Here is a 15,772-nt window from a genome sequence, read left to right as displayed (position 1 = left end):
GGTCGGCTCGTGGACGATCGGCTTCCATCGAGGCTATATCGTGATCGTCTCGTCGGCACGACAGGTAACTGCTGGCGCAGGCGCTAACTCATCGGCTTGCGGACAGGAAACCCTTATGAGCCCGGTCACCAGCAGGTGCAATACTTATCGGCGTTCTGCCCTTGCGGTCCGAGCCCATAGTGCGTCCACCATCTCTGCTGGAACGCGGGTCGTGAAGTGAACGCGGGCACGGCAAGCAGCCGCAGCCGGGCAACCTCTTGCTGCCTGAGCATCCGCATGCGAGCTGGAGTTGGGTAAGGGCTCGTCAACGCCCCGCGTGTTTGAACTGCCACGCAGCCACCCCCAACACCGCGATCCCCACCACCAACGTCCCCAACCCGCCCATCATCAACCGCACCGTGATCCGGTGCAGCCGTTCGTATCTCTGCCGGTTCTCGAAGAACTTGTCGGTGGGAAGTGCGTCGCCGATGAAGCAGGATTCGGAGGCTTTGCTGGCTCGGGCGGCCAGGGAGTCGGCTATGCCGCCTGCGGTGAGGGCGAGGATGGCGGTGGCGATGCAGGTGAGGGAGACAGCGGTGAGCGCGATCTGGAACATTGGGACCCCCAGTTGTGCGTGTCGCCGGTGTGCGCGGCGGCTGTTGTGCTGAGTACCAACAGTTTGCCGGTGGGGTCCGACAGGTTCGGCTGACGTTTCTCGATCGTTGTGCCCGGTGTCTCCCTGATGTGTGAGCAGGACTCAGCGGCGTACTTCGCTGAGCGCGACGGGGCGGCGCTCGATGCGGGAGCGTTCGCAGGCTTCCGCGATGTAGGAGGCTTCGAGCGCGTCGGCAACCGTGCAGGGGTTGGGGGTGGAGCCGGTGGCGACGGTGACGAAGGTGGCGAGTTCTTCGGTGTAGGCGCGGCGGAACCGTTCCATGAAGCCGGGATACGCGGGGTAGGGCGAGGCGGGGTGAGCGGGTTCGACCGAGCGCAGCGGAGCGCGGTCGTCGAGGCCGACTATGGCGTTGCCGCGCGAGCCGAGGACTTCGAGGCGGACGTCGTAGCCCGCACCGTTGTAGCGGCTCAGGTTCACGGTGGCGATGGTGCCGTCGTCGAGCCTGAGCAGGGCGGCACCGGTGTCGATATCGCCTGCGGCGGTGAATAATTCGTCGCCGCGATTGGCGCCATGCGCGTAGACCTCGGTGACTTCGCGGCCGGTGACCCAGCGGATGATGTCGAAATCGTGGACGCCGCAGTCGCGGAACAGTCCGCCGGAGCGGCGGATGTAGTCGGCGGGCGGCGGCGCCGGATCCAGCGTGGTGGCCCGCAGACTGTGCAGCCAGCCGAGTTCGCCGCTCGCGACGGCCGCGCGGGCGGCGCGGTACCCGGCGTCGAAGCGGCGTTGGAAGCCGATCTGCACGGGGACGCCGGCGCCGCGCAGGCGGTCGAGAACGGCCAGGGTGCCGTCGATGTCGGCCGCGACGGGCTTTTCGCAGAAGACGGGGATGCCGCGGTCGACCGCGGCGGCGATCAGCGCGGGATGGGAGTCGGTGGCGGTGGCGACGACGAGGCCGGTGAGGCCGGCGGTCAGTAGCGTTTGGATGTCGGGGACGGCTTCGATGCCGAGCTTGGCCGCCGCTGCGTGCGCGCGGGTGGTGTCGATGTCGGCGACCAGGACGCGATCGACCCCGGGAAGCTCGTGCAGTGTTTCGGCGTGCGCGGTGCCGATGCGGCCGGTTCCCGCGAGGCCCAGCGTGACGGTGGTGCTCATCGATCCTCCTGGTCAGTAAGAATTCGATTGCATGCCTGGGTATTTCGATCCGGGTGCGGAGGTGGTGCCACGGACGACGAGCTGGGGCTCCAACCTGCGGCGGACGGGATCTGTGCGGTCACCGCGCAGACGTTCGGCCAGAGCCTCGACGGCGAGGCCGCCCATCCGGACGCGCGGCTGGTCGATGGTGGTGAGCGAGATGTGGCGCAGCGCGGCCAGCGACGTGTTGTCGTAGCCGACGACCGAGACGTCGTCCGGTACTCGCAGCCCGGCTTCCTCCAGCGCCGACATCGCGCCCACGGCGTTGAAATCGTTGCCGCACACCAGCGCGGTGGGAAAAGCACTGGGGGAGAAAATCTTCAGCAGTTTGCGCACGCCTTCCATGCCCGCCGAGTCGGTGTGCTCGCTGGAGATGATCATCGGCTCCAAGCCGTGCCGCGCCATGGCGATTCGGTAGCCGCGGCGGCGGGCGGCGGCGGTGAAGGCGGCGCCGCCGTCCAGGTGCACGATTCGGCTGTGGCCGAGGGAAACCAGGTGGTCGACGGCCAGCGCTCCGCCGATCTCGCCGTCGTCGTTGACGGTGTCGACACCCGCGATGGTGGAGCCGCGGGAAACCAGAACGATCGGAACCTGTTGTGCCGCTTGGCGAATCGCGGCTGCCGGTAGGACAGGGGAGAGCAGGATGACCCCGCCGGGGCGGAACGACAGCAGGCTCTCCAGCGCGGTGCGCTCGCGGGTGGCGCTGCGCCGGCCGGTGTTGAGGATCAATTCGAGCCCCGACCGTTGCGCGACGGCGTCCATGCCCTCCACGACGTCGGCGAAGAAGGCGTTGCGTAGATCGGAGACGAGGACGCCGACGATATTGGAGGTGCGGCTGGCCAGCGATCTGGCCATGATGTGCGGCTGATAGCCGAGGTCGCGCGCGGCCTCGAGCACCGCGCGGCGGCGGTGCTCGCTGACCTTGGGCGAATCACGCATGACGAGCGATACCAGCGCTCGCGAGACGCCGGCGCGGGCGGCGACGTCCTCCATCGTCGGTCGCGCCATCTCGCCTCCGTCCGCCGTCTCGGGGGGTGCGGCTCCCGGCCGTCGAACGCGCTGTGCAGGGTGCCGGATCGGACGTTACACGCGTTGGAGCGCTCCAACAATAGAGCGCTCCAACCTGCGCCCGACCGGCCATCGCGCCGCGCGAAGTTGTCGTGTCGTGCAACGAAATACGAGGTCGGGATATGGAAACGCGGCCGGGTCGCACCCTTGACACACTGTGGCCCGCGTTACATAGTTGGAGCGCTCCAAAGCGAGGGCACCTGTTCACCTCGAAGGCCGGAGAGTGCGATGACCGAACCTCTCTACGCGCTGCGTATCGCGGCCGCGCCGATCTCCTGGGGCGTGTGCGAAGTCCCCGGCTGGGGCCATGTGCTCGACGCACCCACCGTGCTGGCCGAGATGGCGCGACTCGGCATCACCGCGACCGAGCTCGGCCCGCCCGGCTACCTTCCGGACGACCCGGCCGCGCTGCGCGCGCTGCTCGACGGCTTCGGCCTCCGCGCTGTCGGCGGATTCCTCGCGCTGCCGCTGCACCGTGCGCCCGAGCGCGCGCTCGCGGCGGCGCGGCACGCGGCGGAACTGTTCGCCGCGACCGGCGCCGAGGTGTTGGTGCTGGCGGCCGCCACCGGATTGGACGGCTACGACCTCCGCCCCCGGCTGAACGCGTCCGGGTGGCGGACGCTGTTGGACACAGCTGCGGCCATTCGCGAGATCGCCGCGGCGCACGGCCTGCGAACCGCGGTGCATCCGCACGTCGGCACGCAGGTGCAGACCGAGGACGAAGTCGAACGATTCCTCGCCGACTCCGATCTCGATCTCTGCCTCGACACCGGCCACCTGCTCATCGGCGGAACCGACCCGGTCGGCCTGGCCCGGCGGTATCCGCACCGCATCGGCCACGTCCACCTCAAGGACGTCCGCGCCGAGCTCGCGGCCGAAGTGCGAAGTGGCGCAGCAGAATACAGCGAGGCGGTGCGCCGCGGACTGTATGCGCCGCTCGGCGCGGGCGGCGTCGACATCGCCGCGCTGGTGCGCGCCGTCCACGCGGCCGGTTACCGCGGCTGGTTCGTCATCGAACAGGACACGGCGCTGCGGCCGACCGATCCGGTGGAGTCGGCGAGCCGTGACGCGCAACGCAGTCTGCGCTATCTCGCCGATCTGGGTGTCGCCTCGACGTCGGCGCGGATGTAGGAGGCGCAGATGGCGGGCGGAGCCGAATCGGACGCGCTGCGACACGAATTGGCGCGGGTGGTCGGTTCGTGACCGCGGCCGCCGGGGCGGGCACGACGGAGGCGCTGACCATCGGCCGCGTCGGCGTCGACCTCTACCCGGAGCAGAGCGGTGTACCGCTAGCCGAGGTTCGCACCTTCGCGAAGTCGTTGGGCGGCACCGCGACCAACGTCGCCGTGGCCGCCGCGCGCCTCGGCCGTCGCACGGCGGTCCTCACCAAGGTCGGTCCGGATGGCTTCGGCGCCTACGTGCGCGCGGCGCTCACCGAGTTCGGCGTGGCAGCGGACTTCGTCGGCACCGCGCCGAATCTGCTGACACCCGTGGTCTTCTGCGAGCTGAATCCGCCCGCCGACCCGCCGCTGCTGTTCTATCGCGCCCCGATCGCGCCCGACCTCACCCTGACCCCCGACGACGTGCCGTGGGATCTCATCGATTCGGTTCCGCTGCTGTGGGTCACCGGCACCGGCGTGAGCGCCGAACCCGCCCGCGGCACCCAGCGCGCGATCCTGGAGCGGCGCGCCCGGCGGGGGCACACGGTGCTCGACCTGGACTACCGGCCGATGTTCTGGCCCGACGAGGCGACCGCGCGCACCGAGATCGGCGGGTTGATCGACCACGTGAACGTCGTCGTCGGCAACCGCACCGAGGTCGGCGTGGCGGTCGGCTCCACCGATCCGGACGAAGCGGCCGATCGGCTGCTGGCGCGCGGTGTCCGGCTGGCGGTGATCAAGCGCGGGGCCGAGGGCGTGTTCGTGGCCACCGCCGACGGGCGCTGGACCGTGCCGCCGTGCCCGGTGACGGTGGTGTGCGGGCTCGGCGCGGGCGACGCTTTCGGCGGCGCGCTGGTTCACGGGCTGCTCGCGGGCTGGGACCCGCACCGGATCGCCGCCTACGCCAACGCGGCGGGTGCGCTGGTCGCGTCCCGGCTGGCCTGCGCGGACGCCATGCCGACGGCGGCGCAGATCGAGGAGCTGCTGTGCCGATAACCGTCCCGTACCTGACCGACGACCGCTGGGCCGAGCTGCTGCGAATGCGAGCCAAGGACCCGGCGGCCGTGGAGCGGGCCTACGCCAAGCGGGTTCGGCGCGCGAGCGTGTTGTCGGACCGCGAGACGCTGTTCCTGGTGGCCGCCGACCATCCCGCCCGCGGCGCGCTGGGCGTCGGCTCGGACCGCACCGCGATGGCGGACCGGCGCGCGCTCTTGGAGCGGCTGCTGATCGCGTTGGCCAACCCCGCGGTGGACGGCGTGCTCGGCTCGCCCGACGTGGTCGAGGAACTGCTGCTGCTCGACGCGCTCGACGACAAGGTGGTGATCGGCTCGATGAACCGCGGCGGCCTGGCGGGCGCGGAGTGGGAGATCGACGACCGGTTCACCGGTTACGACGCCGACGCCCTCGTCCGCTGCCGCCTCGACGGCGGAAAAATGCTGCTGCGCCTGGTCGATTCGGATCCCGGTACGGTGCCCACGTTGCACGCCTGCGCGCAGGCGGTCTCCGAACTGGCGGCGCACGGCCTGATGGCGATGGTGGAACCGCTGCCGTATCACCGCGACGACTCCGGCGCGCTGGTGATGAGCAAGGACGCGCCCTCGCTGGCGCGGGCGATCACGGTCGCCTCGGGTCTCGGCGTCACCTCCGCCTATACCTGGCTGAAAATTCCAGCGCCCGAGGACAGTTCGGTGCTGGACGCCACGACGCTGCCGGTGGTGGTGCTCGGCGGCGCGCCCTCCGAAGATCCCGCGGCCGACCTGGCGACCTGGGGCGACGCCCTGCACCACGACGTGGTGCGCGGTCTGGTGGTCGGGCGCACCCTGCTGTATCCGCCGGACGGCGATGTCGCCGCCGCCGTCGACGCCGCGGCCCGCATGCTGAAGGCGTCCCGATGACGAAGGAGTCCCGATGACATTGCATCGTCCGGCCGGGACACTGGCCGACGGCCGAGATCCGATCCGGTTGACCGCCGAGGACGCCGGGTGGCGCTACACCGGCCTGCGCGTGATAGCGGTCGCGCCGGGCGAGACAAGAACGCTGGCCACCGGCGAGTACGAGGCATTCGTCCTGCCGCTCTCCGGCTCGTGCGTGGTCCGCGCCGACGGAATCGTCCTCGAATTGGCAGGTCGCGCTTCCGTTTTCGACCGTGTGACGGACTTCGCGTACGTGCCGCGCGACGCCGAAGCGGAGATCTCCAGCGCCGACGGCGCGCTGCTCGCCATGCCGATGGCCAAGTGCACGCGGCGGCTCGTGCCGAGATACGGTCCGGCCGAGGATGTTCCGATCGAAATCAGGGGTGCCGGCCGGGCCACGAGGCAGGTCACCAACTTCGGCGTGCCGGGTGTATGGGAGCACGCGGACAAGCTCAACGCCTGCGAAGTGATCACGCCCGACGGCAATTGGTCGTCGTATCCGCCGCACAAGCACGACGCGGCGAGCGAGTGCGAGGTGGTCAACGAGGAGATCTACTACTTCCGCATCGCGGGCCGCGACGGCTTCACGCCATCCCGCGAAGGCTTCGGACTGCACCGCACCTACACCGCCGACGGCGCGGTGGACGAGAATGCGGCGGTGCGCGACGGCGACGTCTTCCTGATACCCCGCGGCTACCACGGGCCCTGTGTCGCCGCGCCCGGCTATCCCATGTACTACCTCAATGTGCTGGCCGGTCCGGCGCCCGAACGGTCGATGGCCTTCTGCGACGATCCGGCGCACGCCTGGGTCCGGGACGGCTGGGCGGGGGAGCCGACCGACCCGCGCTGCCCGGTCACCGGCCAGGAAGGACGGTCGTCATGGAGCTGACCACCGCCCAGGCCCTGGTGGCCTGGCTCGTCGCACAGCGCTCGGAGACGCTGGACGGCGCGGAGGTGCCGCTCTTCCCGGCCGCCTTCGCGATCTTCGGACACGGCAACGTGCTCGGCCTCGGCACCGCGCTGCACGAGCGCCGCGACGAACTGCCCGTCTGGCGGGGACACACCGAGCAGGGGATGGCACTGGCCGCGGTCGGGTATGCCAAGGCCACCCAACGGCGTCAGGTCGGCGTCGCCACGTCCTCCATAGGTCCCGGCGCGCTGAACATGGTCACCGCGGCCGGGGTCGCCCACGCGAATCGGCTGCCGCTGCTGCTGCTCCCCGGCGACACCTTCACCGGACGCGCTCCCGACCCGGTGCTGCAACAGGTGGAGCACTTCGGGGACGCGACGGCGACCGTGAACGACGCCTTCCGCGCGGTGAGCCGATACTTCGACCGGATCACCAGGCCCGAACAGCTGATGGCGACGTTGCCGCAGGTGGCGCGGGTGCTGACCGATCCAGCCGACGCCGGACCTGTCACCCTGGCGCTGCCCCAGGACGTGCAGGCCGAGACCTTCGACTTCCCGGACGCGCTGTTCGCTCCGGTACTGCATCACGTGCCGCGGCCGCGTCCCGACCTGCGCGCACTGCGCGAGGCCGCCGCCGTCCTGAGCACCGCGCGGCGGCCGCTGCTGATCGTCGGCGGTGGTGTGCGCTACTCCGGGGCGGGCCCGCAGGCGGTGGAATTCGCCGAGCGGCACGGGATTCCGATCACCGAGACCACCGCGGGACGGACCCTGGTGCCGCACGATCACCCGCTACACGCGGGACCGCTCGGCATCACCGGCTCGGCGTCGGCCAACGCCCTCGCCGCCGATGCGGATCTGGTGCTCGCCGTGGGTACCCGGCTGCAGGATTTCACCACCGCCTCGTGGACGGTCTTCGCGCCCGACGTCCGCCTGGTCACCGTCAACGTGGCCCGCTTCGACGCGGTGAAGCACGGGGCGCTGTCGATCGTCGGCGATGCGGCGGCCAGCTTGACCGAGCTGGACGAGCAGCTGTCGGGGTGGACCGCTCCCGCGGACTGGTCGGGGCGCGCGGCGGTGCTGCGCGAGACCTGGGACGCGGGAATCGACAAGCTGCGCGCGCCGACGCCGGGGACGCCCAGCTACGCGCAGGTGGTCGGCATCGTCAACGAACTCTCGACGCCGGAGGACTACGTCATGACCGCTTCCGGCGGGCTGCCCGGCGAGTTGATCGGCGGCTGGCGCGCCGCGGGAGGAGCGCCGAGCATGGATGTCGAGTATGGATTCTCCTGTATGGGTTACGAGCTCGCCGGCGCGTGGGGCGCCGCCATGGCGCACCGGCCAGGTCTGGTCACCACACTGCTCGGCGACGGCTCCTATCTGATGTTGAATTCGGAGCTGTTCTCGGCGGCCTTCGCCGGGCATCCGTTCGTCGCCGTGGTGTGCGACAACGACGGCTACGCGGTGATCGCGCGCCTCCAGGAAGGGCAGGGCGGCGCGGCGTTCAACAATCAGTACCCGGACTGCCGGACCACCCTTGTCGACCCGCCGCGGGTCGATTTCGCGGCGCACGCGGCGGCGCTCGGTTGCTCGATATTCGCTGTGAGCAGTACCGACCAGTTTCGAACCGCCTACGCGGAAGCCAGGGCGGCCGCGGTCACGACGTCCCGTCCCGCGGTCGTCGTGGTGCGCACGCGGGCGGGCGACTGGACCGACGCGGGTGCGTGGTGGGAAGTCGGTGTACCGCAATACCTTTCCGGTCGCGGCGGTTACGAGACGAACAAGCCCGTTCAGCTACGCTATGCGCGCGGGCGGTGACAACTGCGGGCGATCGCCCGCACCCGTCGAGACGCCGACCGGTTCGCTGGGCGGTCGATGGGAGGTTTGTGAGACGCCGACCGCGGGATTCGTTGAATAGCTCACAGTAGGCGGTGCCGAATGTGGAGAAATTCGTCGGATGATGGCATTGTGGATCTACGAGACCGGGGTGTCTATGCAAGTCCCTGGCTCGTCAACAGAAAGTATGAAATGGCTCAAGGCATTGTTAAGTGGTTCAACAGCGAGAAGGGCTTCGGCTTCATTGCACAGGACGGCGGCGGTCCCGACGTCTTCGTGCACTACTCGGCTGTGAGCGGCTCGGGTTTCCGGTCCCTCGATGAGGGGCAGCGCGTGGAGTTCGAGATCGGCCAGGGACAGAAGGGTCCGCAGGCCCAGGACGTCCGCGTCGTCGCCTGATTCGACACGCACTTCGAGGCTCCGCACCGGTTCGGTGCGGGGCCTCTCGTCGTTTCGGGCCAGGTGAGGACCCCGCGACCGCCTGCTGATGGACCGATCGGCCTCGGCCGGTGTACCCTTCCCCGGTTCTGCGCGTTCGGAGAAGGTACGGCGTATGGCCCAGGGCACAGTGATGTGGTTCGACACCGAAAAGGGTTTCGGTTTCATCGCCCAAGACGATGGTGGCAAGGACGTGTTCGTGGATTACCTGGACCTGGAGGGTTCGGGGTTCCGGTCCTTGGTGGCCGGGCAGCGGGTGGAGTTCCAGCTGCGCCAGAGCAAGTCCGGTCCGGAAGCGATCGGCGTGCGCGTCATCGGCTGAAAGTGCCCGCCTTCCTACGCGGCTCATCGACGAACTTCGTCCGGTCGTGTCTACCGGACCGACAGTGCTTGCGCGCGGAAGAACTCCGCGGTCAGCGCCCGGACGCGCTTCGGATCCTCGGGTGTGGTGCGTGGGAAAGCGTCGGCGGCGCAGTCGAATTCACTCGCGATGAAGGCGGCTATCGGCGCAGGCACGGCTCCGCTGCCCATTTCCCTTGTCCGCGACTTGAGTTCGGTGAGGTCGGACACGGCCGCGACCAAATCGGCGGGCAGCTCGCACTGCGCCAGCATCGTCGGCAGATGCATCGGGGCCACCGCCGCCTCGGGATGCTCGCGCAGCCACCGCAGCGCCATCGCCGGGCGCAGTGAGTAGAAGACCTTCTTCAGGGATCGGTTGCGGTCGAACAGGTCCCACTGTCGCGTGCCCAGATGCAGGTAGTGCCGCGCCACCTTGTCGCGAGCGGCGACCTGCTCTGCCAGCTCGCGCAGCTCGGCGCGGAATCGCTCGTCGCCGCGGTACACGATCGGCGACATCAGCCATTCGATCAGCACCGCGTTGCCGTTGACGAGCAGGCGTAGCGCCTTGCCGAGATCCCAGCCGTTCACATCGAGCAAGCCGATCAGCGGCGTCTCGATCACATCGCGCGTGCGCCACGGCGACAGGTAGGTGTCCAGCTCCGCCACGTACACGAAGCGGCAGTCGTAGTCGGAGTCCGGCGACGGGAAACCCCATGCACGGCTGCCGCTTTCGATGGCCAGCCGCACGCTCACCCGATGCTCGCGCTCGATCCGGTCCAGCTCGGCGTCGACGGAACCGACCACCGCCGGATCCATCGACTCGGGTACAGCGCGCAACGACATGCGCCGATGGTATGTGGAGCGGCGTGCGCGCTTCAGCTCATTTTCCGGTCGGAACATGCTCCGCGCCAACCACTGTCGCGCCAGAGCCGGTTCGGTCGCGATGCTGGGGGCGGCGAGCGGCAGCACTGGGGCCCATACAGGTCGCCGCCAGGTGGGGGCCTGATGCTGCTGTGTCATCCGAGAGCCGCTACCTCGAGCGGTTTCGACGGTATTCCTCTGTGCGCGGGCGCCCGGATTCTCGGCTGGGGTTGGTGTGGCATCGCACGGCCGAGAACGAGCGGGCGCGTGCGGTCGCCGCGGCGAGCGGGGCCTCGAAGGGTGGCCGTCGACGATCAGCGAGCACTCGCTTCGTCGTTGGTGGCCATGCGGTGGAAGGTCTGGCGGATGTCGTTGGCCGCGGCGAGGGAATCAGTTGCCGTTGGGCCCCTCCGGGTTCACGGCGGAAGGCCGCGGCCGTCGTGTCGCGAGCAGCTCCGCCGGGGCCGGGTGGTCTGGAGATCGGCCACGTCATCCTCGATGCGAGCCCGTCGCCGCGCGGCATGCAAGGTTGGTCGCTGAACGCCCGCGCCCGTCCCGGCTTGGATCAGACCTCGGCGGCCAGTTGCGCTGCCGCGGTGAGGTGGCGCGCCCGACTGGAGCACGGATTGCCGCGAGCGGTCGCCGCCGCCCGCGTCCGTGGCGGAAACGGAGCTCTCGGCTGTCTCCACGCGTTACTCACCGAATCGCCGGTCAATAACTCGGTGGTTGTGTTCCCCGAGAATATCGTCATCGCGTGACGCCGCTTATCCCGCTCTTCGGCGGCGCCGTATCCGAATTGGGCGATGGTGCTCGAGCTGGGACTCTTGGAGTTTCTTCGGCGATTTCCTCAGAGTTCTCTCAGAGATTCTAGGCCCGCGCGTCCTCGCATGATCTGGACGTTCGACCAGTGTGCAGAGTCGGCAAACATGCAGGTAGGAGCGCATTTTCGTGCGGTGATTCATCGGATGCTCGGTGACTTGCATCGCATTCGATAAATGAATATAGTCTGCGTCACAATTATCCAGAATTTCGTAACCGCATTCGCGACGCCGCCGATGTGCCGTGTGTCAGCCAGTTCGACTGGATAATTTCGACGAAGAGGAATTCTCATGATCCCCGTTATCATCGACACCGGTAGTGCTGCCATCAACGGCCTGTTCGACACTCTCGGTGCCGCGCTGCACGGTGTGCTGAACACCCTGTGGACGGGATCCTTCGGCGGCCGCTGATTCGACTCCGCGATCGACCGACTCGATCGACACCGTGCCGTCCGATCGGCACGACCGATGGAAGATCCCGCATCCGCTCGATGCGGGGTCTTCCCGTGTTTCGGAGGGTTTCGGACACCGCTCGCCCGAGGTGGGCCGGTGATACCCGCGACCGACGCGAGTCCGGTGGCGTTACGGCAGAACGGCATTCGTCCTCGGCTGTACGTCCTCGTCACCGCGCCGCTCGCACACTGACGGCAGCCGCCTACCGGGTGGTACGGCCGGACGAATTGCCGACTACTAAGCTGGTCGGCGGTAACTGCCGACCCCCTTTCCCCAGGAGTACCCCACAGTGAGCCAAGCAGGCCGTCCTGTTGTTCTGATCGCCGACAAGCTCGCCCAGTCGACCGTCGACGCGCTCGGTGACGGTGTCGAGGTTCGCTGGGTCGACGGCCCCGACCGCCCGGCGCTGCTCGCCGCGGTCCCGGCGGCCGACGCGCTGCTCGTGCGCTCCGCCACCACCGTCGACGCCGAGGTGCTCGAAGCGGGCAAGAACCTGAAGATCGTCGCTCGCGCCGGCGTCGGCCTCGACAACGTCGACGTGCCCGCGGCCACCGAGCGCGGCGTCATGGTCGTCAACGCGCCGACCTCGAACATCCACACCGCCGCCGAGCACGCGGTCACCCTGATGCTGGCCGCGGCCCGCCAGGTCCCCGCCGCCGACGCGACCCTGCGTGAGCGCACCTGGCAGCGCAGCAAGTTCAACGGCGTCGAGATCTTCGACAAGACCGTCGGCGTCGTCGGCCTCGGCCGCATCGGCCAGCTGTTCGCCGCGCGTCTCGCCGCGTTCGAGACCAAGATCATCGCGTACGACCCTTACGTCTCCCCGGCCCGCGCCGCCCAGCTCGGCATCGAGCTGGTCACCCTGGACGAGCTGCTGCAGCGCGCCGACCTGATCTCGGTGCACCTGCCCAAGACCCCGGAGACCAAGGGCCTGCTGAGCAAGGAGAAGCTCGCCCTCACCAAGCCGGGCGTCATCATCGTCAACGCCGCGCGTGGCGGCCTGATCGACGAGGTCGCGCTGGCCGACGCCATCAAGTCCGGCCACGTGCGCGCCGCCGGTCTGGACGTGTTCGAGAGCGAGCCGTGCACCGACAGCCCGCTGTTCGACCTCCCGCAGGTCGTCGTCACCCCGCACCTCGGCGCGTCCACCTCGGAGGCGCAGGACCGTGCGGGCACCGATGTCGCGAAGTCGGTGCTGCTCGCGCTGGCAGGCGAGTTCGTCCCCGGCGCGGTGAACGTCACCGGCGGCACGGTCGGCGAAGAGGTCGCCCCGTGGCTGGAGATCGTGCGCAAGCAGGGCGCGCTGATCGGCGCGCTGTCCGACGAGCTGCCCGTCAGCATCGAGGTCCAGGTGCGCGGCGAGCTCGCCTCCGAGGACGTCGCGGTGCTGGAACTGGCTGCGCTGCGCGGCATCTTCTCGGCGCTGGCCGAGGGTGACGGAGAGGGGCCCGCGGTCACCTTCGTCAACGCCCCCGCGCTCGCCAAGGACCGCGGCATCACCGCGACGGTCACCACCGCCCCGGAGAGCCCGAGCCACCGCAGCGTCGTCGACGTGCGCGCCGTGTTCGGCGACGGCCGCACCCTGAACGTCGCGGGCACCCTCACCGAGCCGCAGCTGGTGCAGAAGATCGTCAACATCAACGGCCGCAACTACGACATGCGCGCCGAGGGCCTGAACCTGGCCGTGCTGAACTACGACGACCGGCCGGGCGCGCTCGGCAAGATCGGCACCAAGCTGGGCGAGGCGGACGTCGACATCCTGGCCGCGCAGCTGAGCCAGGACGTGAACAAGGAAGGCGCCACCGTCATCCTGCGCGTCAACAAGGAAGTGGCGGCCGACGTGCAGAACGCCATCGCCGAAGCGGTCGGCGCCGCCAAGATCGCGCTGGTCGACCTGTTCTGATCGCCGCGCGCCCTCGGGCGTGCAGTAGATCGTGTGCGCGCCGTCACCGCAGGGTGGCGGCGCGCCGCACGTTCCCGGCGCGACGCCGGGACGTCGGGAGCGGCCCCGCCCGGTTGGCCGGACACGGCGGGGCGCCTAGTACCGTGTCGTTGCTCGCCGAGCGTCCGGCCAGGTCCGGTCGAACACTGAACGGAGTTGTCATGAAGCTTGCTGTCATCCCCGGTGACGGTATCGGGCCCGAGGTCATCGCCGAGGCGCTCAAGGTGCTGGACGTCGTCGTGCCCGGAGTCGAGAAGACCGAGTACGACCTGGGCGCCAAGCGCTACCACGCGACCGGCGAGATCCTGCCCGACTCGGTGCTGCCGGAACTGAAGCAGCACGACGCCATCCTGCTCGGCGCGATCGGCGACCCGTCGGTGCCGAGCGGCGTGCTCGAGCGCGGTCTGCTGCTGCGCACCCGGTTCGCGCTGGATCACCACGTGAACCTGCGCCCGTCGAAGCTGTTCCCCGGCGTGACCAGCCCGCTGGCGGGCAACCCCGACATCGACTTCGTCGTGGTGCGCGAAGGCACCGAGGGCCCCTACACCGGCACCGGCGGCGCGATCCGCGTCGAGACCCCGCACGAGGTCGCCACCGAGGTGAGCACAAACACCCGCTTCGGCATCGAGCGCGTGGTGCGCTACGCCTTCGCCAAGGCGCAGGCCCGCCGCAAGCACCTCACCCTGGTGCACAAGAACAACGTGCTGACCTTCGCCGGATCGCTGTGGCAGCGCACCGTCGACGAGGTCGCCGCGGAGTTCCCCGACGTCACCACCGCCTACCAGCACATCGACGCGGCGACCATCCACATGGTCAACGACCCGGGCCGTTTCGATGTGATCGTCACCGACAACCTGTTCGGCGACATCATCACCGACCTCGCGGCCGCGGTCAGCGGCGGCATCGGCCTTGCCGCCAGCGGCAACATCGATGCCTCCGGAACCAACCCGAGCATGTTCGAGCCGGTGCACGGCAGCGCCCCCGACATCGCGGGCCAGTCGAAGGCGGACCCGACCGCGGCGATCCTGTCGGTGTCGCTGCTGCTCAACCACCTCGGCAACGCCGAGGCCGCCGCTCGGATCGAGGCCGCCGTCGCCAAGGACCTGGCCGAGCGGTCCGGCGCTTCCTCCACGGTGGAGGTCGGCGACCGCATCGCCGCCGCGGTCTGACCATCGTCGGCGAGGCCCCGCATAGGGTTCGGGTCCGGGGCTTTCCCGTGTGAACTGGCTATCCTCGGGTCGAGTGCGAACCAGGGAGGTCGGGTGACCGTGCGACGAGCGAGCAAGCGGCCGGAGCCGGGTCCTTACACGATCCGGGACCTGCACGCGCTGCCGGACGAAGGCAAGGGCTTCGAGCTCGAGGACGGCTGGTTGATCGAAGTCGCGCGCGGCGCACGGCACAACCACGTCGCCCAGCGGCTGGCCCGTTTCCTCGATGTCGCCGCCGGCATGGCGACGCACGTCTGCCTCGGCGGCGGCTGGGAAGTGAGCACACCCAACGGCATTCGCAAACCCGACATCGTCGTGGTGCCGCGCGAGGTGGTGCGCACGGCGCTCGTCGCCGACCCGCCCCGGCTGCTGCGAGGCTCGGAAGTGCAGCTGGCGGTGGAGGTCATCGCGCCGGGGACCGGCAGCGAGCGCACCGACCGGGTGCGAAAGGTCCGGGAGTACGCTGCCGTTGGCATACCGCAGTATTGGATCGTCGAACACCACCCGGACGTGCGCATCTACCCGCTCGTCCTCGACGGAGGTGTCTATCGCGCCGAACCGCCCGTCGGACCAGGGTCCATACTGAGCGCGAACATCGGTCACCGCAATTGCTTTCGCGTCAGCGTCGATCCGGCGGCGCTACTCGAAGCGTGAGTCGGCTACTGGTGCAGCCCCCGGTGAGCATGCCGTTGACCGGCTCGTTGGCGGACTACTGCGTTTGCAGCGCGACGAACGACGTGCCACCGAGACGTGCCGCCGCCCGCGCCCTCGTCGACCGCGGTGATCCGCGCACGGCGTTGTTCGAGATCTGCGACGCGGTGGTCGCGGAGGCGGCGGTGAAGAAGAGCTTCGGGGTGGCCGTCGCGACAAGCGAGCCGGAATCCATCCCGGCCGCCGCGGAGATGCGGTCCGCGTTGGCCGAGTTGCTCGCCGCTGCGCAGGCGGAGGCGGTAATACGAGCGGATCTCGAACTCTCGGATCTGCTTGTCGCGTAGTACGGATTCTGCGCGGCCGCAGAGCATTACGGCTGGAACGAGGCGG

16 protein-coding genes are annotated in these 15,772 nt (G+C 69.4%); 12 read left to right on the top strand and 4 right to left on the bottom strand.

Features of this window, described 5'->3' with window-relative positions; all coding sequences use genetic code 11:
* Positions 1-304: 304 nt before the first annotated feature.
* The 3 genes from NX1_RS23565 to NX1_RS23555 all read right to left on the bottom strand — a co-directional run bounded on the left by NX1_RS23565 (position 305) and on the right by NX1_RS23555 (position 2,797).
* Positions 305-595 carry a hypothetical protein gene (locus NX1_RS23565; protein WP_068063400.1) on the bottom strand — a complete coding sequence of 97 codons (291 nt, stop codon included), beginning with the start codon at positions 593-595 and terminating at the stop codon, positions 305-307.
* 141 nt (positions 596-736) lie between these two features.
* Positions 737-1,750 carry a Gfo/Idh/MocA family protein gene (locus NX1_RS23560; RefSeq protein ID WP_068063398.1) on the bottom strand — a complete coding sequence of 338 codons (1,014 nt, stop codon included), beginning with the start codon at positions 1,748-1,750 and terminating at the stop codon, positions 737-739.
* A 12-nt stretch (positions 1,751-1,762) separates the two neighbouring features.
* Positions 1,763-2,797: a LacI family DNA-binding transcriptional regulator gene (locus NX1_RS23555; protein WP_068063397.1), complete on the bottom strand. Its 1,035-nt coding sequence runs from the start codon at positions 2,795-2,797 to the stop codon at positions 1,763-1,765.
* Positions 2,798-3,085: 288 nt separating this feature from the next.
* Here NX1_RS23555 and NX1_RS23550 point away from each other — a divergent pair, with 288 nt between their 5' ends.
* The 7 genes from NX1_RS23550 to NX1_RS23520 all read left to right on the top strand — a co-directional run bounded on the left by NX1_RS23550 (position 3,086) and on the right by NX1_RS23520 (position 9,432).
* A complete protein-coding gene (locus NX1_RS23550) occupies positions 3,086-3,988 on the top strand; it encodes a TIM barrel protein (protein WP_068063395.1) in 903 nt (300 codons plus the stop codon).
* A gap of 68 nt (positions 3,989-4,056) precedes the next feature.
* Positions 4,057-5,013 (top strand): 5-dehydro-2-deoxygluconokinase, encoded by a 957-nt coding sequence (iolC, locus tag NX1_RS23545; protein WP_068063393.1) that lies wholly within the window; start codon positions 4,057-4,059, stop codon positions 5,011-5,013.
* A gap of 44 nt (positions 5,014-5,057) precedes the next feature.
* Positions 5,058-5,912, top strand: coding sequence for a Cgl0159 family (beta/alpha)8-fold protein (locus tag NX1_RS23540; protein WP_068063484.1), 855 nt, complete (start codon positions 5,058-5,060; stop codon positions 5,910-5,912).
* 13 nt (positions 5,913-5,925) lie between these two features.
* On the top strand, positions 5,926-6,819 hold the full coding sequence (iolB, locus tag NX1_RS23535; protein ID WP_068063391.1) for a 5-deoxy-glucuronate isomerase: 894 nt from the start codon (positions 5,926-5,928) through the stop codon (positions 6,817-6,819).
* Entirely contained in the window at positions 6,810-8,654 is a 1,845-nt protein-coding gene (gene iolD / locus NX1_RS23530) for a 3D-(3,5/4)-trihydroxycyclohexane-1,2-dione acylhydrolase (decyclizing) (protein WP_068063386.1), read from the top strand. Before iolB ends, iolD begins: the two co-directional genes overlap by 10 nt.
* A 210-nt stretch (positions 8,655-8,864) precedes the next feature.
* Positions 8,865-9,071 (top strand): cold-shock protein, encoded by a 207-nt coding sequence (locus NX1_RS23525; RefSeq protein WP_011210759.1) that lies wholly within the window; start codon positions 8,865-8,867, stop codon positions 9,069-9,071.
* A gap of 154 nt (positions 9,072-9,225) precedes the next feature.
* Positions 9,226-9,432, top strand: a complete 207-nt coding sequence (locus tag NX1_RS23520) for a cold-shock protein (protein WP_068063384.1) — start codon at positions 9,226-9,228, stop codon at positions 9,430-9,432.
* Between the two features lie 50 nt (positions 9,433-9,482).
* Here NX1_RS23520 and NX1_RS23515 read toward each other — a convergent pair whose 3' ends face one another.
* On the bottom strand, positions 9,483-10,292 hold the full coding sequence (locus NX1_RS23515) for a nucleotidyltransferase domain-containing protein (protein ID WP_068063482.1): 810 nt from the start codon (positions 10,290-10,292) through the stop codon (positions 9,483-9,485).
* 458 nt (positions 10,293-10,750) lie between these two features.
* On the opposite strand from NX1_RS23515, the gene NX1_RS36995 reads away from it, so the two are divergent.
* From NX1_RS36995 to NX1_RS23490, 5 genes are all read left to right on the top strand, one after another.
* The gene (locus tag NX1_RS36995) at positions 10,751-11,068 is read left to right on the top strand and encodes a hypothetical protein (protein ID WP_169812273.1); all 318 of its coding nucleotides are present in this window, start codon (positions 10,751-10,753) and stop codon (positions 11,066-11,068) included.
* Between the two features lie 802 nt (positions 11,069-11,870).
* Positions 11,871-13,484 (top strand): phosphoglycerate dehydrogenase, encoded by a 1,614-nt coding sequence (gene serA, locus NX1_RS23505; RefSeq protein ID WP_068063376.1) that lies wholly within the window; start codon positions 11,871-11,873, stop codon positions 13,482-13,484.
* Between the two features lie 200 nt (positions 13,485-13,684).
* Complete coding sequence (locus NX1_RS23500; RefSeq protein WP_068063374.1) at positions 13,685-14,692, top strand: 3-isopropylmalate dehydrogenase; 1,008 nt, start codon at positions 13,685-13,687, stop codon at positions 14,690-14,692.
* Positions 14,693-14,785: 93 nt separating this feature from the next.
* Positions 14,786-15,385 carry a Uma2 family endonuclease gene (locus NX1_RS23495; protein WP_245668645.1) on the top strand — a complete coding sequence of 200 codons (600 nt, stop codon included), beginning with the start codon at positions 14,786-14,788 and terminating at the stop codon, positions 15,383-15,385.
* Entirely contained in the window at positions 15,382-15,726 is a 345-nt protein-coding gene (locus tag NX1_RS23490) for an SbtR family transcriptional regulator (protein WP_068063372.1), read from the top strand. The genes NX1_RS23495 and NX1_RS23490 overlap by 4 nt, the downstream gene beginning before the upstream one ends.
* Positions 15,727-15,772 lie beyond the last annotated feature (46 nt).

This window comes from Nocardia xishanensis NBRC 101358, from assembly GCF_001613365.1.
Lineage (GTDB): Bacteria > Actinomycetota > Actinomycetes > Mycobacteriales > Mycobacteriaceae > Nocardia > Nocardia xishanensis.
This window is presented reverse-complemented; position numbering and strand designations above follow the sequence as displayed.

Bases quoted from the DNA above. Each gene is read 5' to 3' on its own strand.
- NX1_RS23565 (WP_068063400.1), bottom strand. From the start codon at position 595: ATGTTCCAGATCGCGCTCACCGCTGTCTCCCTCACCTGCATCGCCACC.
- NX1_RS23560 (WP_068063398.1), bottom strand. From the start codon at position 1,750: ATGAGCACCACCGTCACGCTGGGCCTCGCGGGAACCGGCCGCATCGGC.
- NX1_RS23555 (WP_068063397.1), bottom strand. From the start codon at position 2,797: ATGGCGCGACCGACGATGGAGGACGTCGCCGCCCGCGCCGGCGTCTCG.
- NX1_RS23550 (WP_068063395.1), top strand. From the start codon at position 3,086: ATGACCGAACCTCTCTACGCGCTGCGTATCGCGGCCGCGCCGATCTCC.
- NX1_RS23540 (WP_068063484.1), top strand. From the start codon at position 5,058: ATGCGAGCCAAGGACCCGGCGGCCGTGGAGCGGGCCTACGCCAAGCGG.
- iolB (WP_068063391.1), top strand. From the start codon at position 5,926: ATGACATTGCATCGTCCGGCCGGGACACTGGCCGACGGCCGAGATCCG.
- iolD (WP_068063386.1), top strand. From the start codon at position 6,810: ATGGAGCTGACCACCGCCCAGGCCCTGGTGGCCTGGCTCGTCGCACAG.
- NX1_RS23525 (WP_011210759.1), top strand. From the start codon at position 8,865: ATGGCTCAAGGCATTGTTAAGTGGTTCAACAGCGAGAAGGGCTTCGGC.
- NX1_RS23520 (WP_068063384.1), top strand. From the start codon at position 9,226: ATGGCCCAGGGCACAGTGATGTGGTTCGACACCGAAAAGGGTTTCGGT.
- NX1_RS23515 (WP_068063482.1), bottom strand. From the start codon at position 10,292: ATGTCGTTGCGCGCTGTACCCGAGTCGATGGATCCGGCGGTGGTCGGT.
- NX1_RS23500 (WP_068063374.1), top strand. From the start codon at position 13,685: ATGAAGCTTGCTGTCATCCCCGGTGACGGTATCGGGCCCGAGGTCATC.